Annotated in this window: 24 protein-coding genes; 7 read left to right on the forward strand and 17 right to left on the reverse strand. The window is 36.5% G+C overall.

What is annotated here, in order from left to right; all coding sequences use genetic code 11:
- Positions 1-202: 202 nt before the first annotated feature.
- A complete protein-coding gene (locus NX902_RS23540; protein WP_144544940.1) occupies positions 203-1,153 on the forward strand; it encodes an L-lactate dehydrogenase in 951 nt (316 codons plus the stop codon).
- A gap of 97 nt (positions 1,154-1,250) precedes the next feature.
- Here the strand turns inward: NX902_RS23540 and NX902_RS23545 are convergent, their stop codons facing one another.
- The 6 genes from NX902_RS23545 to NX902_RS23570 form a co-directional block, all read right to left on the reverse strand.
- On the reverse strand, positions 1,251-1,577 hold the full coding sequence (locus NX902_RS23545) for an MGMT family protein (protein WP_047940870.1): 327 nt from the start codon (positions 1,575-1,577) through the stop codon (positions 1,251-1,253).
- A gap of 178 nt (positions 1,578-1,755) precedes the next feature.
- Positions 1,756-2,463: an ABC transporter ATP-binding protein gene (locus NX902_RS23550; protein WP_061796971.1), complete on the reverse strand. Its 708-nt coding sequence runs from the start codon at positions 2,461-2,463 to the stop codon at positions 1,756-1,758.
- Positions 2,463-3,245: an ABC transporter ATP-binding protein gene (locus NX902_RS23555; protein ID WP_172865960.1), complete on the reverse strand. Its 783-nt coding sequence runs from the start codon at positions 3,243-3,245 to the stop codon at positions 2,463-2,465. The genes NX902_RS23550 and NX902_RS23555 overlap by 1 nt, the downstream gene beginning before the upstream one ends.
- Positions 3,238-4,173, reverse strand: coding sequence for a branched-chain amino acid ABC transporter permease (locus tag NX902_RS23560; RefSeq protein WP_047940873.1), 936 nt, complete (start codon positions 4,171-4,173; stop codon positions 3,238-3,240). Before NX902_RS23560 ends, NX902_RS23555 begins: the two co-directional genes overlap by 8 nt.
- 12 nt (positions 4,174-4,185) lie before the next feature.
- Positions 4,186-5,061 (reverse strand): branched-chain amino acid ABC transporter permease, encoded by an 876-nt coding sequence (locus NX902_RS23565; RefSeq protein ID WP_047940874.1) that lies wholly within the window; start codon positions 5,059-5,061, stop codon positions 4,186-4,188.
- 168 nt (positions 5,062-5,229) lie between these two features.
- Positions 5,230-6,402, reverse strand: coding sequence for an ABC transporter substrate-binding protein (locus NX902_RS23570; RefSeq protein ID WP_095329442.1), 1,173 nt, complete (start codon positions 6,400-6,402; stop codon positions 5,230-5,232).
- Positions 6,403-6,880: 478 nt separating this feature from the next.
- Here NX902_RS23570 and NX902_RS23575 point away from each other — a divergent pair, with 478 nt between their 5' ends.
- Positions 6,881-7,672 (forward strand): hypothetical protein, encoded by a 792-nt coding sequence (locus NX902_RS23575; protein ID WP_123260251.1) that lies wholly within the window; start codon positions 6,881-6,883, stop codon positions 7,670-7,672.
- Between the two features lie 43 nt (positions 7,673-7,715).
- Positions 7,716-8,300, forward strand: a complete 585-nt coding sequence (locus NX902_RS23580; RefSeq protein WP_341161040.1) for a hypothetical protein — start codon at positions 7,716-7,718, stop codon at positions 8,298-8,300.
- 32 nt (positions 8,301-8,332) lie between these two features.
- Here NX902_RS23580 and NX902_RS23585 read toward each other — a convergent pair whose 3' ends face one another.
- A complete protein-coding gene (locus NX902_RS23585; protein WP_095329440.1) occupies positions 8,333-9,415 on the reverse strand; it encodes an NAD(P)/FAD-dependent oxidoreductase in 1,083 nt (360 codons plus the stop codon).
- Between the two features lie 613 nt (positions 9,416-10,028).
- Between NX902_RS23585 and NX902_RS23590 the strand changes: the two genes are divergently transcribed.
- From NX902_RS23590 to NX902_RS23600, 3 genes are read left to right on the forward strand one after another with little or no spacing between them, the layout of a single operon-like run.
- Complete coding sequence (locus NX902_RS23590; protein ID WP_341161041.1) at positions 10,029-11,225, forward strand: quaternary amine ABC transporter ATP-binding protein; 1,197 nt, start codon at positions 10,029-10,031, stop codon at positions 11,223-11,225.
- On the forward strand, positions 11,222-12,052 hold the full coding sequence (locus tag NX902_RS23595; RefSeq protein WP_095329438.1) for an ABC transporter permease: 831 nt from the start codon (positions 11,222-11,224) through the stop codon (positions 12,050-12,052). Before NX902_RS23590 ends, NX902_RS23595 begins: the two co-directional genes overlap by 4 nt.
- Before the next feature lie 49 nt (positions 12,053-12,101).
- Complete coding sequence (locus tag NX902_RS23600) at positions 12,102-12,974, forward strand: glycine betaine ABC transporter substrate-binding protein (protein WP_163185069.1); 873 nt, start codon at positions 12,102-12,104, stop codon at positions 12,972-12,974.
- 200 nt (positions 12,975-13,174) lie between these two features.
- On the opposite strand, the gene NX902_RS23605 is transcribed toward NX902_RS23600, so the two are convergent.
- From NX902_RS23605 to NX902_RS23645, 9 genes are all read right to left on the reverse strand, one after another.
- Positions 13,175-14,743 (reverse strand): glycoside hydrolase family 43 protein, encoded by a 1,569-nt coding sequence (locus NX902_RS23605; RefSeq protein WP_172859383.1) that lies wholly within the window; start codon positions 14,741-14,743, stop codon positions 13,175-13,177.
- Positions 14,724-15,167 (reverse strand): DUF4064 domain-containing protein, encoded by a 444-nt coding sequence (locus NX902_RS23610; protein ID WP_123258546.1) that lies wholly within the window; start codon positions 15,165-15,167, stop codon positions 14,724-14,726. Before NX902_RS23610 ends, NX902_RS23605 begins: the two co-directional genes overlap by 20 nt.
- A 25-nt stretch (positions 15,168-15,192) precedes the next feature.
- The gene (locus NX902_RS23615) at positions 15,193-16,080 is read right to left on the reverse strand and encodes a pectinesterase family protein (protein ID WP_341161042.1); all 888 of its coding nucleotides are present in this window, start codon (positions 16,078-16,080) and stop codon (positions 15,193-15,195) included.
- Positions 16,050-16,946: a dienelactone hydrolase family protein gene (locus NX902_RS23620; protein ID WP_061796992.1), complete on the reverse strand. Its 897-nt coding sequence runs from the start codon at positions 16,944-16,946 to the stop codon at positions 16,050-16,052. Before NX902_RS23620 ends, NX902_RS23615 begins: the two co-directional genes overlap by 31 nt.
- Complete coding sequence (locus tag NX902_RS23625) at positions 16,947-18,278, reverse strand: glycoside hydrolase family 28 protein (RefSeq protein WP_123258547.1); 1,332 nt, start codon at positions 18,276-18,278, stop codon at positions 16,947-16,949. It lies immediately after the preceding gene.
- A gap of 12 nt (positions 18,279-18,290) precedes the next feature.
- Positions 18,291-19,412, reverse strand: coding sequence for a glycoside hydrolase family 88/105 protein (locus NX902_RS23630; RefSeq protein ID WP_171510195.1), 1,122 nt, complete (start codon positions 19,410-19,412; stop codon positions 18,291-18,293).
- Between the two features lie 141 nt (positions 19,413-19,553).
- Positions 19,554-21,050: an extracellular solute-binding protein gene (locus NX902_RS23635; protein WP_095329433.1), complete on the reverse strand. Its 1,497-nt coding sequence runs from the start codon at positions 21,048-21,050 to the stop codon at positions 19,554-19,556.
- Positions 21,051-21,184: 134 nt separating this feature from the next.
- Entirely contained in the window at positions 21,185-21,832 is a 648-nt protein-coding gene (locus tag NX902_RS23640) for a YesL family protein (RefSeq protein WP_095329432.1), read from the reverse strand.
- Between the two features lie 24 nt (positions 21,833-21,856).
- On the reverse strand, positions 21,857-22,786 hold the full coding sequence (locus NX902_RS23645) for an ABC transporter permease (RefSeq protein WP_213084020.1): 930 nt from the start codon (positions 22,784-22,786) through the stop codon (positions 21,857-21,859).
- Positions 22,787-23,344: 558 nt separating this feature from the next.
- On the opposite strand from NX902_RS23645, the gene NX902_RS23650 reads away from it, so the two are divergent.
- On the forward strand, positions 23,345-24,232 hold the full coding sequence (locus NX902_RS23650; RefSeq protein WP_171510197.1) for a carbohydrate ABC transporter permease: 888 nt from the start codon (positions 23,345-23,347) through the stop codon (positions 24,230-24,232).
- Positions 24,233-24,420: 188 nt separating this feature from the next.
- On the opposite strand, the gene NX902_RS23655 is transcribed toward NX902_RS23650, so the two are convergent.
- On the reverse strand, positions 24,421-26,634 hold the full coding sequence (locus NX902_RS23655) for a helix-turn-helix transcriptional regulator (protein WP_163185063.1): 2,214 nt from the start codon (positions 26,632-26,634) through the stop codon (positions 24,421-24,423).
- Positions 26,635-26,840 lie beyond the last annotated feature (206 nt).

The raw sequence follows: 26,840 nt of genomic DNA on the forward strand, positions 1-26,840 counted from the left end.
TATTCATGTGATATTTTTCACAAAGTTTAAGTGTATAATCACTATATAAACAGTAATAACATTTTACAAAAGAAAGAATGATAAGATATTATGGAGAAAAGTAACAGCAAAGTAAATGATTAACGAATTTGTTCTCCATTTAGTAATAAATAGCTCTAAAAACTATTAATCTATTCATTTAGAAAAAGGGAGTTGCAAAATAATGAAACAGCAAAATATTAACCGCGTCGTTTTAATTGGTACAGGTGCCGTAGGATGCAGCTATGCTTATTCATTAATTAATCAAGGCGTTACAGAAGAACTTGTTCTGATCGATGTCAATAAAGAAAGAGCTGAAGGGGAAGCAATGGATTTAAACCATGGTATCCCATTTGCCCCAGCACCAACGAAAGTATGGGCTGGCGACTATTCAGACTGTGGAGAAGCTGACTTAATTGTCATTACTGCTGGTCTACCTCAAAAGCCAGGAGAAACTCGTTTAGATTTAGTTGCCAAAAATACAGCTATTTTTAAAAGTATTGTAAAAGAAATTACTGCTAGCGGTTTTGATGGAATTTATTTAATTGCGACAAACCCTGTTGATATTCTGACTTATGTGGTTTGGAAAGAATCTGGACTTCCGAAGGAACGCGTAATCGGTTCTGGAACCACATTAGATTCTGCCCGTTTCCGCTATATGCTAGGTGAGTATTTCGACGTTGATACACGAAACATCCATGCTGCTATTATCGGTGAGCATGGAGATACGGAACTGCCTGTATGGAGCAGTACAACGATTGGATTAGAAAGCATTGAAACAAAGCTTGCTAAAAATGATAAATACTCTCAAAAAGACTTAGATGAGCTTTTCATTAACGTTCGCGATGCAGCTTATCATATTATTGAACGAAAAGGTGCCACTTATTATGGAATCGGCATGTCACTTGTCCGCATTACAAAAGCTATTCTTGGCAATGAGAACTCTATTTTACCAGTATCTGCATACCTAGATGGGGAATATGGTCATAAAGACATCTATATTGGTGTACCTGCCATAATTAACCGCCAAGGAATCCGTGAAGTACTGGAGCTAGAATTAAATGAAAAAGAAACAGAACAATTTAATCATTCTGTCGAAGTTTTACAACAAACAATGAGATCAGCTCTAAATTAATAAGTGATAAAAGCCTATTGCTGCTGTCGTAATAGGCTTTTTGCTGCATTTTATAAATTCAGCTAGTTTAGCAATATCTTCTATTAGTCTACAACTATTAAATCTGTTCATCGATAAAATTCAGCGGTTCATATCCATATTCTCTTAAATTAAGCGATCCGTTTTGCTGAAATACAATTCCCTCTGCTTCTAGCAATCTTCTTTGAAGCTGGCCATGTTCACCGCTTAATCCAATACAGCCTTTACTATTAAGCACTCTATGCCAAGGAAGTTGGTATTTTTCTGATAAGGTATGAAGAACTCTAACAACTTGTCTTGCTGCCCGAGGGCTTCCAGCCACAGCAGCTATTTGTCCATAGGTCATTACTTTTCCTTCTGGAATATCTGTAATAATCTCCACTGCTTTTTTTGTAAAAGGGTTCATCATCTATCCTCCTATATTTACTACTATTCTAACAAAATTCTTTTCCACTTAAAAAGCGTCTGTCATTTATGATAGAGCAAGAGAGAAATAGATGAAATGTTGATTCAACCGGGAGATTCTTCAAGAAATAAAAAAAGAACTGTTATTCCAGTGAATAACAGTTCTTCCAAATCTACTATTAATGCCCACCCAAATAAGCCTGCTTTAATTCATCACTTTCCTGTAATTCTTGTGCAGATCCTGATAAAACCACTTTTCCTGTTTCAATGACATATCCTCTATGTGCAATCGATAATGCCATATGGGCATTTTGCTCCACTAATAAAACCGTCGTTCCTTCTTCATTAATTTCTTGAATAACCTGAAAGATGGTACGAACAATAATCGGTGCTAATCCCATGGAGGGTTCATCTAAAAGAAGCAATTTCGGTTTTGCCATTATAGCTCTTCCCATTGCCAGCATTTGTTGTTCTCCACCAGATAAAGTACCAGCTAATTGTTTTTTTCTTTCAAATAACCGCGGAAAAATCTCATAAACCTTTTGTAAATTCTTCTGAATTTCCTGTTTATCTTTTCGTAAAAAGGCACCTAGTTCAAGATTTTCCTCCACAGTCATATTAGAAAAGACACGTCTTCCCTCTGGAACATGTGACATACCTGCCTTTACAATCGATTGTGCAGGCTTTCCTGCAATAGACTTGCCTAAATATTCTATAGAACCCTTTTTGGGCTTGATTAGACCGGATAATGTCTTTAATAATGTACTTTTCCCCGCTCCATTCGCACCAATAAGCGTTACTATTTCTCCTTCCTTAATATCAAGCGTTACTCCCTTTAACGCCTGAATATTACCATAGTATACATTTAGATCCTTTATATGAAGCATTATTCAGCAACCTCCTCTCCTAAATAAGCTTCGATTACTTTTGGATGATTTCTAATCGCTTCAGGTGTTCCCTCTGCAATCAATTGCCCATGATCCAAAACATAAATCCGCTCACAAATCCCCATAACAAGAGGCATATCATGCTCTATAAGTAAAATGGTCAGCTGAAATTTTTTGCGAATAAAAGCAATCAATTCCATCAGTTCATGTGTTTCCTGAGGATTCATCCCTGCAGCAGGTTCATCCAATAGCAACAATTTAGGACCCGCCGCTAAAGCTCTTGCTATCTCTAAACGGCGCTGCTGACCGTATGGGAGATTTTTCGCTTTTTCCTTCATATAACGGTCGAGTTGAAAAATCTTAAGAAACTCTATTGATTTTTCCTCCATCTCCTTCTCCCCTTTAAAGTGGGAAGGGAACCGCAAAATACTGCTTAGCATAGAGTGCTTAGCCAAAGAATGGTAAGCTACCTTTACATTATCTAAAACAGATAGTTCTTCAAATAAACGTATATTTTGAAAGGTTCTACTAATCCCTCTACGTGTTACCTGAAAAGGCTGCAACCCCTTTAAGCTTTTTCCGTCAAAAAGAATTTCTCCTTCTGTTGGCGCATATACACCAGTTAACATGTTGAAGGTAGTCGTTTTCCCCGCTCCATTCGGACCTATTAGTCCAATTAACTCTCCTTGATTGAGCTCTACATCAATCGCGGACACTGCTTTTAAGCCTCCAAAAGAAATACCTACATTTTTCATTTGCAATAAAGGTTCCTGCTTAGTCATTGGAATTACCTCCTTTGCGTTTAAACAAATCTGTAATTTCCTTTGTTCCCATTAATCCTTTTGGACGATAGAGCATGACGATTACTAAAACAAGGCTATATATAATCATTCTCGTTTCTGGATAATCTTGAAGATAAGTAGAAATAATGGTCAAGAAGCTTGCTGCAATAACAGATCCTGATAAACTCCCTAATCCTCCAAGGACCACGTAAATCAAAATATCAAAGGACTTTAAAAATCCAAAGTTAGTTGGGTTAATAATATAAAAGTTATGAGCTTGAAGCGCACCGGCTACCCCAGCGAATAAAGACCCTAATGCAAAAGCGGCAACCTTATAATAAGTTGTGTTAATTCCCATTGCATCTGCTGCAATTTCATTCTCCCTAATTGCAATGGCTGCACGGCCATGTCTTGAATTAGTAAAATTAACAATGACTAGAATAGTAATAAATAAACAAATAAACGTACTTGTCCAAGTAGTCAAATGAGTAATCTGCATTCCCGCTGCCCCACCGACATAATCAATATTTAAGAAGAAAATCCGAATAATTTCTGCAAATCCTAATGTGGCGATGGCTAAATAATCGCCTCTTAATCGCAAGGTTGGAATTCCAACTAATAGTCCAGCTAGTGCGGCAACAATTCCACCAGCTAAAATAGCAATTGGAAAAGGCATTTGAAACTTCATCGTTGCAATTGCTGATACGTATGCCCCTACCGCCAAAAAGCCAGCATGCCCAATTGAAAATTGTCCGGTAATTCCTATGACAAGATGCAAGCTAACTGCCAGCATAATATTGATAGCCATTAAAATAATCATATTGCTGTATAAAGTGTCAATCCAGCCTCCAGTCATCAGGAACTGAATTACGCCGTAAATAAGTGCGGACAGTATAAGGAATATCCAAAAAGCTTTTGATTTTTTCACCCTTCCAGTCACCTACACTTTCTCTTTTGTATTCTTACCAAGAATGCCTGATGGCTTAAAGATAAGAATCAAAATTAAAATAATAAAAGCCGCAGCATCTCTCCATAAAGAAAAACCTAAAGCACTAACAACCGTTTCAACTACCCCTAAGATAAGTCCGCCAATCATCGCGCCTGGAATAATGCCTATCCCCCCTAAAACAGCGGCAACGAATGCCTTTAATCCTGGAATAACTCCCATTAGCGGTTCAATTTTGGTGTAATAAGCGCCAAAAATAACGCCTGCTGCTCCCGCTAAAGCAGAACCAATGGCAAAAGTAGCGGAAATAGTCCGGTCTACATTAATCCCCATTAATCTTGCAGCGTCTATATCATGAGAAACCGCCCGCATTGCTTTTCCTGTCTTCGTTTTATGAACGATAAATTGCAAAATCAACATTAATCCAACCGACGTTCCTAAAATAATTAGGGACTTACTTGTAATTTGTGCCCCAAACACATCAAATGTCTTTGTTGGTAAAACACTTGGATAGGTTTCTAAGCCCGCACCTCTAAAATAAATAAAAACATACTCAATCAATAAAGAAACCCCGATTGCTGTAATGAGGGCAGCAATTCTTGTCGCATTTCTCAACCGTTTATATGCAATTCTTTCAATGATAATTCCAAAGATAGCACAAGCAATCATGGAAACAATCAATGCTGGAAAAAAACTAAGTCCCCAACCAGTAATAGCATAAAAGCCAATAAATGCTCCCACCATAAATACATCGCCATGAGCAAAGTTAATAAGTTTAATAATTCCATATACCATCGTATATCCTAAGGCGATAAGAGCATATATACTTCCCAAGGAAATGCCGTTAACTAGCTGTTGTATCCATTCCATCTATTTATTCACTCCCTTTTGCTAAGCAATAACTTTTTCACATAGCCTACTACTAATTAATTCTTATAAAAAACGTTTTTGTTTATACTCTCTATCTCTATCATTCTTTTATCTCTAATTTTCCTTCCATGGAAAATAGGGAGGCTCACCCTCCCCATCCACCAAGTCTTATTTTGGATCAACCTTTGTTTTAAATACTTGTTTTCCATCTTGATATTCTAAAACTGTTGCTGATTTGATTGGGTTATGATTTTCATCGATTGTCACTATCCCAGTAATCAGCGATAAATCTTTTGTTTTTGCCAATTCTTCTTTAATCTTATCCGAATCAGTACTTCCTGCTCTTTCAGCAGCATCTTTTAATAGATAAACAGAATCATAGCCTAAAGCATTAAATGCATCTGGGCTTTTTCCGTATTCATCCTTAAATGCTGAAACAAACTTTTGAATTTTCTCATCTGGATCTTCCGAAGAATAGTGGTTTGTAATAAACGTATTATTTAAGTTCTCTGCTCCTGCTAAATCAATTAATTTTGGAGAATCCCAGCCATCAGCACCCATAAAAGGAGCTGTTATACCCATTTCGCGCGCTTGCTTAATAATTAAGCCCACTTCTTCATAATAGCCAGGAATAAACACAAACTCTGGATTCTTCCCTTTAATTCTCGTTAGTGTTGCGCTAAAATCTGTATCCTTTGCAACATAAGATTCTTCTGAAACTATTTTTCCACCAGCAGCTGTAAAGGTTTCTTTAAATGCTGCTGCTAATCCTTTTGCATAATCACTTGCACTATCCGCATAAATGGCAGCATTTTTAATTTTCAAATCATTGATAGCAAAATTTGCAGCCACATTTCCTTGGAATGGATCAATAAAGGATGTACGGAATGCATACTCATTTAGCTTTCCATCCTCATTAACCGTAACGTTTGGTGCTGTACCCGATGGAGTTAATAAGACTGTTTGCTTGTCATTAGCTATTTGCACTTGTGCTACTGTATCACCACTTGTAGCTGCCCCTATAATTGCCGAAACCTTATCTTGGTCGATTAGCTTCAATGCACCATTAGTTGCCTCCGTTAAATCAGATTTATTATCTACCTTAACAGGAACTATTTTCTTGCCATCTATTCCACCATCTGCATTAATCTCTTTAATAGCTAAATCAATACCGCTTTCTAATGATTGTCCATATGATGCAACAGCTCCAGAAAGCTCCAAGTTCACTCCAACCTTAAATTCATCCTCTTTTGATGCATTTTTACCACCAGCACTACACCCAGCCAACATTCCAGCAACTAAGGTAGAAGCGGTAATTAAAAGACTTAATTTTTTCTTCATACAAATCCTCCTTTTGTTTGATTATTCTGACAATAAAAAGAAAATAATACTACCTATTAATTATAAGTGCTTATCAAATCCATTAATTTAACTAGTCAGACTATTCTAATCTTTTTTATATTGCGAAATTAATCATAACGAACAAGACAAAAATAATCAATAGCCGACAAACTTCACCATAACGTTACTATTTCTAACGTTTAAAGGAATAAATTTCAAATATTTTTTAACAATTCTGTCAAATATAAAATAAATCTTCTTACTTTTGTTAGTATTTTTACCAAAATAAAAAGGTTCCCATGTCCCCTTAACAATTCATCCCTATTTGTCATGGATATAAGTTACTTTTTCTCACACAACCGCGACTTTCCTTCTCAAAAATTCATCCATAAATTTTTAAAAATTTTTTATATAACTCATTTTTTTCTTATTTTAGGGAATATACAGTATTAATAAGGTATAGAAAGGAGTACGATGAATGAAAAAAATTCTATTTTCTTCACTCTTTATCTTTTCACTTATAGCTGGTGGCTGCTCCAATGGACCAGCAGAAAGTCAATCAAAACTGCCGACAACGGAGAAAGCCGACGCAGCTGGACAAGCTAATACGAAGACGGAACAAACTACGGAGAAATCCCCATCAAACAATGAACAGATGAAAGAAATTCGCTCTATGCTCAAGATGCAAGGTAATAAATTACCGATGAAATTCCCAATCACTGATTCCGAATATGTTGGAGCTAAAATTAATAAAAATGAAACAGACCAATATTCTATTTCGTTCTATCGAACACAAGAACCTGTCTCTATCAATGATAAATCTTTGGACACAAATGATAATTTGCTTGCTACGTTTAAAGCAGAAACATTCCATGATAAAAACAACCAAGAGGAGCTTTTTCCCGATACTTCATTAGATTCTATTCCAGATGAAATGAAGGTAGATTTAGGACATAAAATTACAGGAATGAAGGAAGGAGCAGCGGGAAGTTCGTATTTACTTTGGAAAGAGGGACGATGGGTAGTACAAATTAAATCCATTTCTGCTGATAAGTTAGACACTACTGATATCGCAAGAAAAATGGTAGATTATTTGGAGGAAAATGCTCTGCCAGTCCCACAAGAAAATGGAAGAATAGAAGTAAATTATCCGGAAAATGCCGATAAAGTTGAGAGTATGGCGAGATGGGAAGAAGGAAATATTGTTTATACTTTAGAAACAGGAGAAGTACCGATAAATGCTTTAATGATGACTGTCTCAACAGAATAATTCGTATTGCTTTAGTGAAAAACAACTGGATTCCGGTTAAATCTTGATTTTTTATACCAAAACAACGTGGGTATCAGCCAAAATTCAAATTTATCAGCCAAAACAACACGGATATCAGCCAAAGTTCAAATTTATCAGCCAAAACAACACGGGTATCAGCCAAAATTCAAACTTATCAGCCAAAGCAACACGGGTATCAGCCAAAGTTCAAATTTATCAGCCAAAACAACACGGGTATCAGCCAAAGTTCAAATTTATCAGCCAAAGCAACCCAGATATCAGCCAAAGTTCAAACTTATCAGCCAAAACAGCAGGGGTATCAGCCAAAGTTCAAATTTATCAGCCAAAGCAACACGGGTATCAGCCAAAGTTCAAACTTATCAGCCAAAGCAACACGGGTATCAGCCAAAGTTCAAACTTATCAGCCAAAACAACACGGGTATCAGACAAAGTTCAAATTTATCAGCCAAAACAACCCAGGTATCAGCCAAAATTCAAATTTATCAGCCAAAACAACACGGGTATCAGCCAAACTCGCTACTTTGCAGCCATTTCTCATCTAACAAAAAAGAGCTACTGGATAAGCGGAAATCCGTCTTCTCCAATAGCTCTTTTGTCTATGCTATAAAAAATATTGCACCATGTAACGATCAATTGAAATTAGGCACGGATTTTCATTACTGAACAATCATCGCATTGAATCATATTTTTTATTAATTCTTTATTCTTCTCTTCAAATAGTTCATTATGTGATGAGACCATTGCGCTATTACTTGCCTCTGGCTGGATATACAATTTAGCTTTATTGACTGCGTTTGCAGCGTCTTGAAAAGCACCAGCAATTAAATGGACTTTGCCTTCATGCTTTAGAATATCTCCAGCAGCAAATATTCCTGGCACAGATGTCTCGCTATTAACATTACCTGCTATGTAAAAATCTTCAAGCATGTCAATTTTTAATTTACTATTTTTTAAAAGTGACGAATCCATTTCATAGCCATGGTTGATAACTACTTCATCTACTTTTAAAGTCTTAACCTCTTCTGATTGTGTATTCGTTAATTCAACAGAATCAATACGATCATGATTTTCATTCGCAATCAGTTTAGTAATAGAGGTATGGAACAAACACTCTACATTGCTTTCTAGCAATTCTCTCGCTTTTGCCTCATGACCAGCAAGTGTATCTTTTCTACATGTTAAATACACTTTCTTAGCTATCGGCTCTAGTTCAAGAGCCCAGTCCACTGCAGAGTTTCCTCCTCCAGAAAGAACAACCACTTTATCTCTAAAATGCATTAAAGATTTTACCGTATAGTTTAAGTTTGCCACTTCAAATCTTTCGGCACCTTCAATTTTTAATTTTTGTGGAGTGACGATTCCGCTTCCTACTGCCACAATGACTGTTTTGGAATAATGAACTTCTCCTGAATCTGTTTCCAGCAAGAAAATTCCTTCTTCATTTTTGGAGATAGAATGAATCTTCGTATTTGTCACTACTTCGGGGTTAAAGGTCAACCCCTGTTGGACAAGCTGTTCTCTCAACCTTTCCCCTGGCATTGGAGTGATGCCGCCAACATCCCAGATCATTTTCTCTGGATATAAATGCAGCTTTCCGCCTAACTGTGGTAAAAATTCAATAATTTTTGTCTTCATTTCTCTAAGCCCACTATAAAAAGCAGAATATAGACCTGCTGGCCCGCCGCCAATTATCGTCACATCGAATAGTTCTGTATGCTCCATTAACCGCTCACTCCTATAATGAAAGTTTTATACTATCTATTGATTAACTCATTCTGTTTATTAGTTAAATTGATTATCATTCTCATTTACATACTACCTTGTTTTTGGAACTTTTTCAATCCTATCTAGTAACTTTTAAACAACATTTTGTGAAATCAAACAATCTCTCTACTCAGAATATAGAACTAACTGCCGGTTTTAGATCGTACGTTTCTTTTTATACACTAAAAGTGCAGAATCTTGAGTTATTTAGTGAATCAGGTAGTATTTATAAGTATACAGTATATTTAATTTAATCAGAAAAAACTTTACGAACGATATAAACTGTATATGCTATATTTTCACGTTTGCACTGTCTTTTATTTGTTTTATATAATAAGAAGGACTCTACAGGAGAAGGATATGGATAAGTCCCATTACCATACTGGGAGTAACAACAAGCAAGTAATACTATATCACACTAATTTTCACCCAAAGTTCCACTAAAAGTATTGCCATAATACTCGCTTAATTCCTACTATTCCTCTATAAATAATCAGTTTTATTTTTTATTTCCTATTTATTTATCCATATTCGGAAATTCTCCCAAATAAAAAAGAAGGAGAAGTGATTAATGCCTAAAATTGAAGTTAAAAATCTTACAAAAATATTTGGGGGGAACCCAAAAGAAGGGCTGAAAAGACTAAAGGCTGGCGAAGATAAAACAAAAATACTGAAAGAAACAGGAATGACAATTGGTGTTGATAATGCTTCTTTCCAAGTAAAACAAGGAGAATTCTTTGTCATAATGGGATTATCCGGCAGTGGAAAATCTACGCTTATACGTCTCATTAACCGCCTGATTGAGCCAACCTCAGGTGAAGTGCTAATTGACGGGAAAAATATTACTACCATGAATAAAAAGGAACTTATCGAAATACGACGTAAAAAGCTCAGTATGGTTTTTCAGAATTTTGCGTTATTTCCAAATCGAACCGTGCAAGAAAATGTTGAATATGGTTTAGAAATCCAAGGACATCCGCAGAGTGATCGTTCAAAAAAAGCTCTTAAAGCCATTCATGATGTCGGTCTAAAAAGCTATGAGGCAAGTTTCCCTAATCAACTTAGTGGCGGGATGCAGCAACGGGTAGGTCTTGCTAGAGCATTAGCAAATGATAGTGATATCCTTCTAATGGATGAAGCATTCAGTGCATTAGATCCTCTTATTCGTAAAGAAATGCAAGATGAACTCATCCGTTTACAAAACAAGCTTGGAAAAACAATTATTTTCATCACTCACGACTTAGATGAGGCTCTTAAACTCGGTGACCGTATTGCCATTATGAAAAATGGCTTGATTGTACAGTTAGGGACAGCTGAAGAAATTTTAGAAAATCCAGCGAATGACTATGTATCGACATTTGTAGAAGATGTTGACCGTTCGAAAGTGTTAGTTGCTGGTCAAATTATGAAACAGCCCGATCTTATTACCACTTGGAAGGATGGTCCGAGAATGGCCGTAAGAAAAATGGAAGAAGCTGGTCTATCCAGTATCTTCGTAGTAGATAAGGATAAACAGTTAAAAGGCATTCTTACTATTGATGCTGCCATTAATGCCTATAAGGAAAATAAGTGGGTTGAAGACGTATTAGAACACGACTTCCATTCTACTACATACGATACCCCATTAAACGATTTAATTGGGGTTGCAGCAGAATCAAAATTCCCTATTGCTGTTACAGAAAATAATAGATTGTTAGGAATCATCGTTCGAGTCTCTATATTGTCTGGACTGATTCTCGGAAAAGAACAAAAGGAGGCTATCATATGAACTACTTCTTCTTTCCATTAGAAGAATGGACAAATCAATTTGTAGACAATTGGCTGCTGCCAGTTTTAGGTGACTTTTTCAACTCCTTCAGCGGAGTGTTAAGCGTATTTATAAATGCTGTCACCAATTTATTTACCTTCATCCCTGCTGAAATAATAGCAATCCTTTTAGCTCTTTTAGCTTGGCGCCTTGCGGGAAAAGGAATAGCTCTTTTTACCATTATTGGTGCTCTTTACTTAGGTTCGGTAGGTCTATGGACTGGCGCTATGCAAACTCTCTCTATTGTTATTGTAGCAACCTTTTTCTCTATTGTTGTTGGGGTTCCTTTAGGAATATTCACTGCTAAAAATCGAACATTGGATCATATTATCCGACCATTACTTGATTTCATGCAAACACTACCTAGTTTTGTGTATTTAATCCCTGCTATCCTGCTCTTTGGTTTAGGGGAAGTCCCAGCAGTTATCTCTACCTTTGTTTTTGCTACTCCGCCAGCAGTCCGTATGACAAGCTTGGCCATTAAACAAGTTCCCGCTGATATTGTAGAAGCTGCTAAAGCTTTTGGTTCTACTTCTTGGCAGTTGCTCGTAAAAGTTCAGTTACCTAATGCCATCCCAACTATTATGGCTGGAATTAACCAAACGATTATGTTGGCATTATCCATGGCTGTTATTGCATCAATGATTGGTTCACCTGGACTAGGAAGCACTGTTTTATCCGGTATCTCTAGTGTAAATGTTGGATTAGGTCTTACTGGTGGACTCGGAATTGTTGTTCTCGCCATCATCCTGGATCGAATAACACAGGGCTTAGGAAAAAAAGCATAAAAACAAGCAATCTATTAAATTAACAGGAGAAAGGAAGTATACAAATTTTATGAAAAAATTAAAGCTTAGCTTTTTAATGTTACTACTATTCACTCTTTTAATTGGCTGTTCCTCCCAAAACCAAAATACAGGAGGTAGCGAGTCAGGAAATTCTAAAACTGTTACTTTCGGTGTTACTCCTTGGACTAGTACTATTCCGCCAACAAAAGTTGCTAAACTATTATTAGAAGATATGGGCTATACGGTTAAGGAGAGTAATGCTGATGCCGGCGGCGTTTATACAGGACTTTCCCGCGGTGACTTAGATGTATTTATGGATGCTTGGCTACCTGATATGCATGCAAATTATATGAGTCGATACAAAAATCAATTGGAAGATTTAGCAGTCAGCTATAAAGAAGGGGAGCTCGGCTGGGTCATTCCCTCTAATGTAGAGGGCATTGATAGCGTAGAAGATTTAAAAGGAAAAGAAGATCTCTTTGGCGGAAAAGTGTACGGTATTGAAGAAGGTGCCGGAATGACCGTCACTTCTAAGGAAATGATTGAAGAATATGGATTAGATTTAGAATATGTTGCTTCTAGTGAAGGTGGTATGCTGGCACAAGCCTCTAAGTTTATCAAAAGTGGCGATCCTGTCCTTTTCTTAGGATGGCGCCCACATCCAATGTTTGTTGATTATGACTTAAAAGTATTGAAAGATCCAAAAAGTTTCTTTAAGACATCAGAAGTTCACGTAGTCGTAAATAATGGTCTAAAAGAAAAATCCCCTGAGGTTTATGAATTCCTCAGCCACTGGAGCATGCCTGTTGAGGATATTGAAGAAATGATTGTTAAAATCGAAGATGGCGCTGATGAGGAAGAAGTTGCACAGGAATGGATCGATAATAATAAGGATAAAGTAAATGCTATGTTAGGGAAATAAATAATGAAGCGGTTGGGACACCGATATTCCAACCAATATAAGCCCGAACAATTATATGGAGATTCTTATGCGATTTTCATATAATTGTTCGGGCTTTTTTTATTTTTGGACAGAGGATTGATGGTAATTGCTATCCACAGCGCTAGCACCGATCCGCTTCGTTATTACATTACTATGGGAAATGACAGAAGTAGATCCACTCAATTATTATCTAATCCCTCATAACGGAAGTATGCGAAATCAGCGTATGTACTTGCTTTTTTATCCATATCGTGGACTGCTATCCCAATGAAATTTCCGGTAAATCCCCCTGCTAAAAATAGAATATCTTGGCTGCTGGTTATTTCTTGCCAAGAATGTTCTTCATCTGAACGAAAGTAAAAGGTTCCTCTCGCTCCGTTTCCAATAACCTTTAGCTGCACTTCTCCTGCAGTAATAGTGATGATGGCTGGATCTAGTTGAAATTGCCCATCTTCACAACGCATAAAGCGAAGAACTTGGCCTTTTTCTTCATCAAATGTCACGTAAGCATATAGATAATTGCTATCATTTAAATAAAGCATGAGACCAGCCATTTGATTAAAGGTAGTAGGATGGAATGCTACGCTTGTTTCGGCCTGAAATTGAAAGTCCTTTTGACGAATGGCAAGAATATGATGCTCGAACATGGACTGAATGGATTCCCCTGCAAACATACGTAAATAATTAGATCTACTTGTTAAATCACACCAAGAGTCATCTGCTAAAATACGTAAAGTATTCCACTCTTTTTTTAAAGGGCCAGCAAAGTCATCCTCGAAATCAGTATTGTTTTGAAAAATTACTTGTTCACGCGTAATAATTTCAGTCACCAGACTGGGACCATTTGTACCAGATGAAAGGCGCAGCCAGCCGTCCTCTGTCCAATAAACCTCTTCTATCGCTGTTTCTCTTCCTAGTATCGCGGCTTTATTTTGTAATGGTCTAGTACATAAATAAACCATATACCAATTTCCAAGGGGCGTCTGCACGATGCTTCCATGTCCTGAGCATTGGAGCGATGACTCAGGTTTATCACTAGCTGTAAGCATAGGATATTCTGGATCTAATTCATAGGGTCCTGTTATTGCCTTTGAGCGGCAGACAGTTACTGAATGCCCTTTCCCAGTCCCTCCCTCTGCCGTTATTAAGTAATAATAGCCTCCATATTGATAGAGATGAGGAGCTTCCGTTTTAGCTAATTCTGTCCCATCAAATAGTTTATAAACGGATCCAATCAGCGCTTGATTCTTAGCATCATACTCCTGCATGACAATACCTGCTGATTTATTTCCTGTTATCATGCGATAATCCCAAATTTCATTTAACAGCCATTTACGTCCATCTTTATCATGAAATAAGGATGGGTCAAATCCACTGCTGTTTAGATATACAGGACTTGACCAAGGACCATTTATATTTGGCGCGGTAATCAAATAGTTATGACAATCCTTAAATGGTCTTTTTGTACTTTTAACATCTGTATAAATTAGGTAGAACAGCCCCTCTGAATAACTAATTTGCGGAGCCCATATGCTACCATTTTGTGGATTGCCTCTTAAATCAACTTGATTCGTAATAATATCTGTTTCGTGTTCCCAATTTACTAAATCATTAGACTGATAGATTCGTACTCCTGGCAGCCATTCAAAAGAGGAAACAGCAATATAATAAGTGTCATCTACTCTTAAAATATTGGGATCTGGATTAAACCCCCGTAAAATAGGATTTTTAACAGTGGTTCGATACATAGCCTTCTCCTTTCTGACTCACATTAACTCCTTTTCGCAACAAACATAACGTTCCTGCTAAAAAAAAGAGAAAGGCGATAGGAAAAGCAATAAACTGGGTACCTATCAATGTTGAAAATCCAGCAACGAGATAGAGGACTCCAGCCCATCTCGGATGTCGATTTCTCCAGATGAAAGCTGTCGCAACTATAACAAATGCTAGGACAAGTACTAGTGTAATACCGAACCATATAGCTAAGACATTCATGGCTTCTAAACTATCCTGCATCTCACCGAAAGAGACACCTTCCTGCAGAATAGGAAACACTGTTTCTTTATATGTTTCTATATCCATAGAGGTCATTGTTAGTGAAAATCCTCCTAGAAATAGGACACATAACACCATTCCTGCCATCCCAATTATTACTTCCCATTTCCGTTTCATTTCCCTCGTTCCCTTCTCCTAGTCTCTACCTGTAGTAATTTTCTATTTCCCGAAATGTTACTGTTTCTTGATTCTCCTTCTTTCCCCAATCGTCCCATTTATCCGAGTGAATATGAGTCCCTATTCTACATTGAGAAAAGGTTACATTGGCGTATGGTCTCCACGGCCGCCCTAAAAAGACATTTGTTACATCCTTATCTGCTGTTAAATAGCAACGAGAAAATAGGAAGCCATTTTTCCCGGTTGCAGTACTTGCTGCCGTAATATATCCTGGCAGGTTGTTAGGCCGTTTAAGAGATTTCAATTCACATTCTTCAAACTTTGCTTCTCCTCCACCAAATATATAATCAACGGTTCCTTCAATAGAACAATGGATAAAGGTTGTTATATTGTTCTGAAAGTTATTTTTTATTTCTGGAGTTGTAAAAGGAGTTCCATCCTTTTGTACATCTGGCAATGGACCGAGACAAACGGTATCTTGGTACCCTTTTATGGAACAATTTTTAAAGCTAACTTTGTTTCCTTCATTATATAAAGCAACTGCTTGCCCCACTATTTCTCCCGGCCCCGAATTATTTATGATTTCGATATTTTCTATCCAGATATTCTCTCCATTGATAAAAAGAGTCGCTGTTTGAAAAGTACCAATTTCACAACCAAACTCATCCAATTGCCGTGCATATTTATTTCCAATAATTCTGACCGTCCCTATTCCAAACAACTTGCGATTTGATTGATAAAGAAGGATATTTTCATAGTAATCTCCACCTAGGATGATGAATGTAACAGGTCTCTCGATATTGGAACAATGCATAATGGCTTCTTGAATACTCGTAAAATCACAATCATTGCCTTTCCCAATGACAAATTGAAGTTCATTTTTCATAAATGCTTCTGCAAAAAGTTTTCCCATTGCTTTCTCATTTCCTTTGTCTCTTGATGACCGCCAGTTACAATTTGGCTGTTCCACTGATTTTTTGCATCATATTTTCCATATATTTTTCCTAATTCCTCATCTAGCAGCATTACGCCTTCCAGCGGACACATGCGGTCATCTTTTCCAACAAGACTCAAGCGCGGTCTTGGGACAATTAACGATTGTACAGCTAAAGTAGAAAACTGCTTTAAAAAGCCTGGCACATAATAATAAAAACCATGATGATCTAGCCCCCGTTTCTGCCTTAATGTTTCTATATGTACCTGTGCAGCTATATCTACGGTTACTTTTATACGCTCATCTAGTGCTGCCATCCACCAGCTCATAAGGCCTCCCATTGACATTCCAATCGTCGCTACTCTGTTTTGGTCGATATCTGGCCGGTCTACAAGATAATCTAGAAAAGCAATATTATCAAAGATCCGCATCCCCCATAGCGATCTTCCATCTAATAACATTTCTTTAACTAATTCACTCTCTAATTTACCTTTCCGCTCATTAAATCCCCACATATCAATGGATCCAACGGCATATCCTAAAGTCGTTATAGCCTCGACAAAAGAGGGAGATTGTAAATAACTGTTACTTATTAACAGCTCTTCTTTTCCTTGATCGAAATTCCCTCCATGTGAATGATTAAAAAGGACGATAGGCAGTGGACCTTCCTTGTTTAGAGGTTTAGCAACATAAGCGGGTACGGATTCCTCCTCATTTAATTGCAGCATGAGGCTTTCTAATACATAGTTATCCTTCTCTTCTCTCCTTATTAGCTGCACCTTCCTATCCTTTGCATGTGGATAATCCCCTAATAACTCGATTAGCCTTTTTCGCTGTTTTTCCACTTATGCCTTCACTTCCTTTAAAAGCGCTTCTTCCTTCTTTGTATTTTTAGACTTACAGTTTATTAACTCGATATCCTCACAATTTTCTAGAAAAAAAGCTGGACCTTCATGGTTTTCAATCGTCACCCGGTTAAATAAAATATCCTTTGCAAAGCCTACATAAAAGCCCCGGTTATTCATATCTTCTATGCCTGCCATCATTGCTGGTTTTCCAGGAATCGCATCTACCGCCAATGAAATATCCACTTGATTAAAAGTTAGTTCTGATATATATTGCTCGGCTAAACCGTAAATAAATCCGGCTGCAGCCTGAACATTCCTAGCCGTTATATTGGCAAAATGAATGCGCCTAAACATCGGAGTCTCATTAGTTACTGGGTAAGGATTTTTATCCCATACGTATTTGTCCTTTCCTTTAGGCCCACAGAAATAATATAAATTTAAAATGAACGGACACATTACACCTTCCATTACGATATTGCTTACACGAATGTCTTCAACTACTCCCCCACGTCCTCGTCTCGACTTCAACCGAATGCCACGATCAGTATCTTGAAAGACGCAATTACTTATGGTGACATTTCGGATATTTCCGCTCATTTCACTGCCAAGCACTACTCCTCCATGTCCATGAACCATGGTACAATTTGTAATCGTTATATTTTCACAAGCTATCCGTTCTGCAGTGTCCTCTGTTCCTGCCTTAATCGCAATACAATCGTCCCCTACATCAATATGACAGTTACTGATTCTAACATTCATGCAGGATTCCGGATCAATGCCATCTGTATTTGGTGAATCTTGCGGATTATTGATTTTTATATTATCGATCGTAATGTTGTTACTGCATATGGGGTTAACCGTCCAACTTGGAGAATTTATTAAGGTCACATCTTTAATCGATATGTTTTCACAACCATCTAGGCTAATCAATTTTGGCCGCGGATAAAGCAGCTTCTCTCGCTCATTTCGAAAAAGTTGCCACCATTTCTCTCCATTTCCGTCAATGGTTCCAAAGCCAGTGATCGCAATATGCTGGCTATTTTCTGCGTATAAGCATGAAGCATATACTTCTCTAACTACACCTTCCCATCTAGATGTAACAACGAAATAGTCTGCTTGCTGATTAGAGAATTTCAATACTGCTCCTGCGGCTAAATGAAGTTCAATATGATCCTTTAAAAAAAGCGCACCTGTCAAAAACTCGCCTGGCGGGATAACAATTCTGCCTCCTCCATTTTCATATGCCTTATCTATCGCCTTCTGAATCGACTCTGTACATATACTCCCATCATTCTCTGCACCGAATTCAGTGATAATATAATCGCTCATTTTATAATCTCCTTATTCGTTAATGACTTCCTCCACTTCCACTAATGCCTGTAAAAAGGCCCCTAAGCCTTTTTGGTCATTGCAAATAATTGGTTCACTAATATAATAGGTATAAGTTCCGTCTCGTTTGTCAGCTCCGCCAAGTCCTGCTACCTGACAATTTTTATTTAAATTGACCCATCCCTCTTTTGTCAGTAAAACAAATTCATCTAATAATCCTTGGTAGCTTTTCTTTAATGGATGCAGCCATTCTTGTTTTTCTAGAACTCCCAGCCGTATCCCTTTTGCAATAGAACATACGTACATACTGCTTGCAGACGCCTCCAAATAATTTCCCTTTTCCCCTTGCTTATCGACTACCTGATACCAAACACCCTTTTCCTTATCCTGATAGTTTAGTAATGCTGCCAATGTATTCTTAAGAATTTTTTCTAAAAAAGGACGATCAGGTGTATCCTTTGGAATAATTTCTAATGTATCTACTAATGCCATGACATACCATCCCATAGCTCTTCCCCAAAAATTCTCTGATAGTCCTGTCTCTTTATTAGCCCATGGCTGGACTTTCTTCTCATCCCATGCATGATAAAGAAGCCCTGTCTTTTCATCTAATAAGTGTTGATAACTGATTTTGAATTGGTGAAGTATATCGTCAAGACCTTCTCCATCTCGATATTCCATTTGATATTGCGCATAGAATGGCGCCCCCATATATAAGCCATCCAGCCAAATTTGATATGGATAAATTTGCTTATGCCAAAAAACACCTTCTGATGTTCTTGGATGCAGCTCTAATTGGGATTTCAATAAATCGGCTGCTTGCCGATACTTTTCCTCCCCCGTTTGTTTAAAAAGTTGAAATAGTAATTTTCCATTGTTAATATGGTCAATATTAAATTCTGATACTTCAAATCCTTTAATCGTTCCATCCGGTTGCACAAAATAATCGAGGTTTTCTTTTATAAAATGCAAATATTTCTTCTTGCCTGTTCGTTTCCAAAGGTTTTCAAACCCTTTTAAAACAACTCCATAATCATAAGACCATTTTCCGTTATAGCCTCTATCTTCATATAATCGTGGAAGTCTTTCCATAATGGATTGTGCTGTTCTCTCTGACCAACTCATTTCTGCCATTCTTATATTCTCCCATCCTATTTAGATTCTTTATAAAGCCTCTTCATGAAGATTGTTGCTTGCCTTATAAAAATCTTGTTTTTAAATTTTTTAAGGTGAGTGTCTAGCCGAAATCTGCTTTCCCCTCACCTTTATTCAAAATTATTTCGTTTGTTCGTATGCTGCTTTATATTCCTCTTTAATCGTGTTTCCGCCAGAATCTCCCCATGTCTTTACAGCTTGTTTGAAACCATCCAGATCTATTTCGCCTAAAATATACTGGTATGTGGCATCAGTAATAATCTTTTGTAATTCCGATCCTTGTGATGTATTGGTTGCAGATTCTAAAGAATAAGCAGGATTTAACACGGCATAATTCGCATTGTCTGCAATCATCTCATCTGCTAATGCTTTAATAGGGTTGGGATCTTTTAAATCATAGCCTGACTCTTTTGGTCTAGAAGCCGCAAATGGCTGCACTTCCTGTGTCCATAAATCCTGATTGGTAATTTCATATGCACCATCATCTGTTAGTTTATAATGGACATCTTCCAAACCATATGTCATTAATGTGTAAATTTCTGGATCTAGTAAATCATTTACAAACTTGAGAATCCTCTTTAATTCTGCTTCATCCTTTACTTCGGAACGCGGAAATGCCAATAATCCGCCAATTCCATTATTCGCAGCCCAAATGGCACGCTCAGGATTTGAATCCGATACCATATCGTTCACTAATGCTAATTCCATGTTATCTTGGATGCCTGCAGCCATCGTTTGTAGGTTTTTAGCATCGAAAAGTGCGCCAATATAAATTCCTGCTTTTCCCTGTGCAAAGCTTTGCTGCTGGTCTGTTTTTGCGGTAACGGCAAAGTCTTTATTTATCCAGCCATTGCTATACAGCTCCTTCATATAATCCATTGTTTTTACATAACCATCCGTTTCAAATTCCGGGATGAAGTCTCCATTTTCATCCATTTCCCATACATTAGGTGTACCGAAATAAGAACTTAATGTTTTAAAGGCTCCATATATTAAATCGTTCCTATCTACAAATCCAGTCGTATCATTTTTCCCATTACCATCAGGATCACCTTCTGTAAACGCTTTCGAAACTTCCATTAATTCATCAACAGTCTTCGGGACTTTCAGGCCTAAATTATCAAGCCAGTCTTTACGTAAAACGACACCATTACGAGCTAAATCCTTCTGGAAGGGAATGCCATAAAGCTTTCCTTCTATGGAAGCAGAAACCCGTACATCTTGTGAAATTTCCTTCAGATTAGGGAATTCATCTAAATAATCTTCTACATTCCAAAACATTCCAGACTTCAATGCATTGCGGACAGAGGAATTATCTAGAATGGTTAAAGTAACAATATCTGCTAATGAATCAGATGCTAAAGCTGTATTAATTCTTTCTTCCTTTGAAGCATCTGGAATCCACGAAAATTTGATTTGAGCGTTAGTTTTCTCTTCAATTTTGTCTAAAATAGTATCTGTTGGAGGAGATGCCGTATGTAGAATATTCAGCCATGTAATTTCAGCCTTACTATTTTCATCATACGTCCCAGATGATTGTTCTTTTCCTCCACTACATCCTGCTAATAACAACATACCTGCTAAACTAACACTAGCTAACTTTGATAGTTTTTTCATTTAAACGCTCCTTTACAATTTGATAAAGTGAAGTTCCATCAATGAATGTTCGCACTGATTAGTGGAACCATTCGGGTCTATATCGATGCTCTCCCACCTATCTTCCCCGAATTGGATAAGCTGAAAGTTAAGTCTTATTGTCCGTTAAGCGTAGGATAGACAGTTGTATCTTCTACTTCTTCTGTATTTTGTAATTCCATTCTAGTAAACACTTGATTTGCTGTCCAAGTAATCATATAAAATAAGAAACTAATACCGAAGAAAGTGAGAATCCCAGGAAAAAGTGTGATTGCTGTCCAATAGGTAGCTCCAATCACAACAAACAATAATAGAGAATATTGCAAGCAAGAAAAACCAAAGATAAAGGACATCTTTATGCGAAAGAATATTCCCTTCCAGTTATAATGAGCCATTAATGGATAAATATAAACGGCAGAAAGGAAATATAACGAGAATATGATCATCAAGCATACTTTGAGATACCAGTTTGTAACATGGAGTAAATCGATTACTAACACATAGCCGAGTAGTAAATAAATCCAGCTAGTAACCATGGATTCCTTGAAGGACTCTTTGTAATACTTCCAATAAGAAGAAAAGATAGGGACACTGGTATTTCCCCTCATCCACTGTCGGATGATACTAACTAGTGCATAGGTTGCTGGTCCTGCCCCAAATATCCCCAATCCTAATAAAGTAAAGAGCCACCAGAGGAAATTCACATAAACTAAGTTTAAGATTGTTATAAAAATGTGATTTATTTTTTCCACTGATTTTAACATCCAATTCCTCGCTTTCCCCTAACTTTAATAAACCCCATCCTCACCAAACTTCTTGGCAAGCTTATTTGAAAGCATAACTAAAACTAATCCTACTAATCCCTTAAATAAACCAACAGCAGTACTAAAACTTAATTGTCCATTCTTCAAACCAGCAGTATAAATATAGGTGTCAAAAATCTCTGCAACACTTCTATTTAATGAATTCAATAATAGATACATGTGTTCAAATCCTAAATCTAACGTGCTGCCAATTTTTAAGATTAATAATGTAATAATTACTGGTCGAATGGCTGGTAATGTTACATGCCATGTTTTGCGCAGTCGTCCTGCTCCATCCATTTCCGCTGCTTCGTATAATTGAGTATCTACAGCTGTAATAGCGGCAATATATATGATAGTAGACCAGCCTAGTTCTTTCCAAATTACTTGGGCAATATAAACGGTTCGCGTCCAATCAGGTGAAGTTAAAAAACTGACTTTATTGAAGCCCATTGCTGCTAACATTTCATTAATCAATCCACCATCAACATTTAAAAAGACATATGTAATGGAAACAATAATTACCCATGACATAAAATGGGGGATATAAATTAACGTTTGGATACCAGATTTAAAATATTTGTTTTTGACTTCATTTAGCATAAGCGCTAAGATGATCGGCATTGGAAAGAAAATGAAAATATTTAAAGCAAATAAAATAAGTGTATTACTTAAAAGCATAAAAAAGGTTGGTTCTGTAAATAAGCGAATAAAATGCTTCATCCCTACCCATGGGCTGCCCAAAATTCCTAAAAACGGTTGATAATCTTGAAAAGCAATGATCAATCCGCCCATCGGTAAATATTTGAAAATAATAAAATAGAGAAAGCCAGGGAAAATCATTAAATATAGAAGTTTGTTCTTTCTCATATTAGCCCAAGTTTTTTGTCTTCTAATCTTCTTACGCTGCTTCATAGTTAACTCAGGTAATGTCTGATTACTAGGCTTAATGACACTTTCCATTATTTACCCCCATACTTTATGATGTGATGTTCAATTCATACTTTAAGCATATGGAAAAAGCATAATTACGTATATAATCATTATTTGATAACGCTTACAAAACCTTGTTATATCAATAGTTTCCTCTTCCCCACCCAATGTAATGATTACCATTTTGTCCAAATGATTATCTGCCTTTTCAATCGAAAAAAACGCACTTGGTAAGCGTTTTCCTTTTCTGAAATATTGATTATATACGTAATTATCCTCTCTTGATAAAGTAACTTTATAGTAAGAGAGTAGATCTATTTCTTACGCTGTTTTCTACAAAGAGTCTTGACTTTACGAAGGCTTCTAAAGTCTGAGAATCCGCAGATACGCACCTGCGGAAAGCAAAGTGGATTTAGGCGAACCACCTTTATTGAACCGGCCTTTCCCCGTCTGCTTGCTGCTCGTTTAACAGTCTTAACCGAGCAATTAAAACATCTTCAGTAAAGCAACTAGCTAAACAAAATAATAAGGAGGATCTATATGGAGAAAACGCATAAAAATAGGAAAATAACAAAAGGAGGAAAGGTCTTTTCTATTATTAATGGAACCATTTTAATCATTATCGCCTTAATTTGTTTTCTGCCTTTTGTAAATGTTCTAGCTAGTTCCTTTGCTTCTACACAAGAAGTTGTAGCTAAACGATTTATTCTAATTCCTGAAACTTTTTCGTTAGATGCATACCGTTATATTCTTTCTACACCAACACTTTTTAAATCTTTAGCAGTATCGGTTGGCGTTACTGGCGTCGGTACTTTAGTAAGTATGGTCCTAACTTCTTTGATGGCCTATGGCTTATCACGTAAATATCTTCATGGAAGGGGATTTCTTAACTTTCTTGTTGTATTCTCTATGTTATTTAGCGGTGGAATGATTCCTACCTTCTTAGTAGTTAAAGCCTTTGGGTTAATTGATTCTTATTGGTCTTTGATACTGCCTGTAGCAATTAATGCGTTTAATTTAATTATCATGAGAAACTTTTTCCAAGCATTACCGGATAGTTTAGAAGAATCGGCTAAAATGGATGGCTGCACGGATTTAGGTGTCTTTTGGAAGATTATGCTACCTTTGGCACTACCATCAATTGCAACCATTTCTTTGTTTTATGCTGTTACCTATTGGAATACTTATATGACAGCTATTCTTTATATTAATGATTCTACAAAATGGCCAATTCAAGTTTTATTGCGACAGATTGTTATCGTTTCAAGCGGTATGCAAGCAGAAGGTTCGTCAGTTGACGTTATTCCACCTGCGCAAACGATTAAGATGGCCGTTATTGTTATAGCAACAGTACCAATGCTTATTGCGTACCCATTTGTTCAAAAATATTTTGTCAAAGGGGCATTAGTAGGCTCTGTAAAGGGGTGACGTTACTGAAAAAAAGGAGCCTTTAAAAAAACGATATTCTAGTAACTTATAACCTCATACATTTAAAAGCGTGCCATTTCTCATCCAGCTTGCCCTTACCGTTTAAGAGGGTATCTTAGAAATACCGGATGTGCTCTGCGGTTCATAAAAAGCGTGCAAGATTAAGCTCTTTCTTGCACGCTTTTTAATTAATGATTATATTGTTTCCGATAATCTCCTGGGGTCATGCCGACTTTTTTCTTAAAAAAGCGGATGAAGTTTTGAGAATTTCGATATTGGAGTTTTTCGGCAATCTCCTTAATCGGTATATTTGTTTCTTCGAGCAAGGATTTAGCTTTTTGCAGTCGGAATCCCATTAGATAGTCAACAAAGTTTTCTCCATATTCCTTCTTGAATACGCTGCTTAAGTAATTCGGATTATAATGAAGACGGTCAGCAATAATGTCTAAAGAAATTTCCTGGTCATACTCTGTCTGAATGATTTGAACAATTTTATCAGATAAAGACCGAAACTCCTTATCTGTTTTATCCTGTGTGCTGATAATAATTGGCGTAATAAGATGCTCAATTAGCATTTGTTTAATTCGAGCAGGATAATAGGCATTAATCGCTTCATAATAAAGTGGCTTTATACTATCAAAAATCTTCGCCTCTGCACCTAACAGCTGCCCAAGTTGAATAATCTCATTAATTAACCGAATAAGTGTCACCTCTAAGCTGACTGGATTTTTATTCATCCGGAAGATTTCGTTAATTAACGTATCTACTGTCTCCTGCACTTCCTCCTCATTACCTGAGCGAATCGTATTTAAAAGTTCATTTTGTAATTCTACAGGATATTTAGAAATAGAAGCATCATTCAAGAGAGGAGCAATATCATCATAAAAAATGATGGACTCTGGTCCTACATTTACACGATAATGCAGCGCTTCTTTTGCTAAATCAACTGCCTTTTTGCTACTAATTAATGTTTGATAAACAGGACTTATCCCTATGCTGATAGTAATATTTAAATATTCCTTTGCCGCAGATTGTATTTCCTCATAATACTTCATAATTCTTCGACTGGAATCATGATCATTTACATCGGTTATAAATATGGTTGCTTGCATCTCATCATTTAATACAATAGGTATCAATCTTTCCTTAGCAGGGACTATTTCTTCGACAATATTATTTAAAGCCAATAAGTATAAATCTTTCTCAACAATTTTTTGGCTATCCATATTGTCAATTTGTATTAATCCTGTGTAAAAATGATGCCTATCATTAAAGAAATAGCCAAATTGTTTTAACCTGTGCTTTGCTTCATTTGTTGTTATTCTATTTCTAAATAAGCTTAAGACAAACAGCGTCTCAAGTTGTGGTTTTTGCATGGTTAAGCTAGCCATTAATGTTTCATTCTGACCAATAATCTTATCAACAGAATCAGCAACAAGGGAAAGTTCATTCTTCTGCCCACTTAGATGATCTATTGCTAATTTCTCCTGTAATTTGCGGATAGGTCTTGAAAAAGAATTTGCTAACATATAGGAAATGATACCGACCAAAATAATCAATAAGGTCGAGACAATTAGTAAACCAATCCTTGTATTATTAATCATATTAGAGATTTCTTTTGGATTAATCTGTACAACATAAATCCAGCGATTATAGTCTGACTGAGCATACACAAACTTTTTACCATCTGTGTCTACTATTTTGATATTCTCCCCCTCATTTATCATTTTCTCATAATTCTCGTGAGACAATATCCTTTCCTTTTTTCTACTTGAATATAATAATTCATTTTTACTATTATAAATTTCTACTAAACTATCTTGTTCATTATCAACAATCTCATCAATGCTGCTTCTTGGAATATTAGATATCCCTAAAGCAAATTTATCCCGCTGATAAACAGGCAAGGTCATAATCATCTCAATTCCAATACTTGTAGGTCTCCAAAATAAGCTTTGCGTCGCCTCTTCCACATACTTTTCCTTATACCCAGCTATTTCCTCTTCCGATAATTTCTTTAAAGAGCCGTCAATTATTCCCCAATTTTCTGCTAAGCTGATCAGATTATGTTGACTTCCTTCTATCCCCATCATTTCTATATAACTGATTTCTTTTTTTATATCACGATATGTATCAAAGTCTTTTCCTGATAACGGCTTCTTAAAAATCGTCTCAAAGGTTGCAGTAGAACTATATGCCGTATATCCATATTCAATCGTTCGCACCTTTTGCTCTACATTATTGAGAATTTGTTTTGTATAATTTTGTTTATCTTTCAGAAATTCCTCTTCAACGGAGTGATAGGTAGAGTTATAGATAAATACACTAAAGCCAACTACAATACTAATCCCTAAAAGGAAAAAGGGAAAAAATAACTTGTAAAACAACCTTAATTTCTTCAAATCCTCTCACTCCTTATTTCCTCTTACCTCACCATCATTGTAAGCGTTATCATATTATTCAATCATTTAATACGGAAAATAATCATTTTCTTATCTAGTATCAAATGATTATTTTCTATATTCTGGATTAGATTATACATATAATAGCATATCTAGTCTATCTTTTGCGAGTGGATTTTTTCACGTGTGCAGCAAATGTCCGATTG

This window comes from Niallia sp. FSL W8-0954, assembly GCF_038005605.1.
GTDB classification, from domain to species: domain Bacteria; phylum Bacillota; class Bacilli; order Bacillales; family Cytobacillaceae; genus Niallia; species Niallia circulans_A.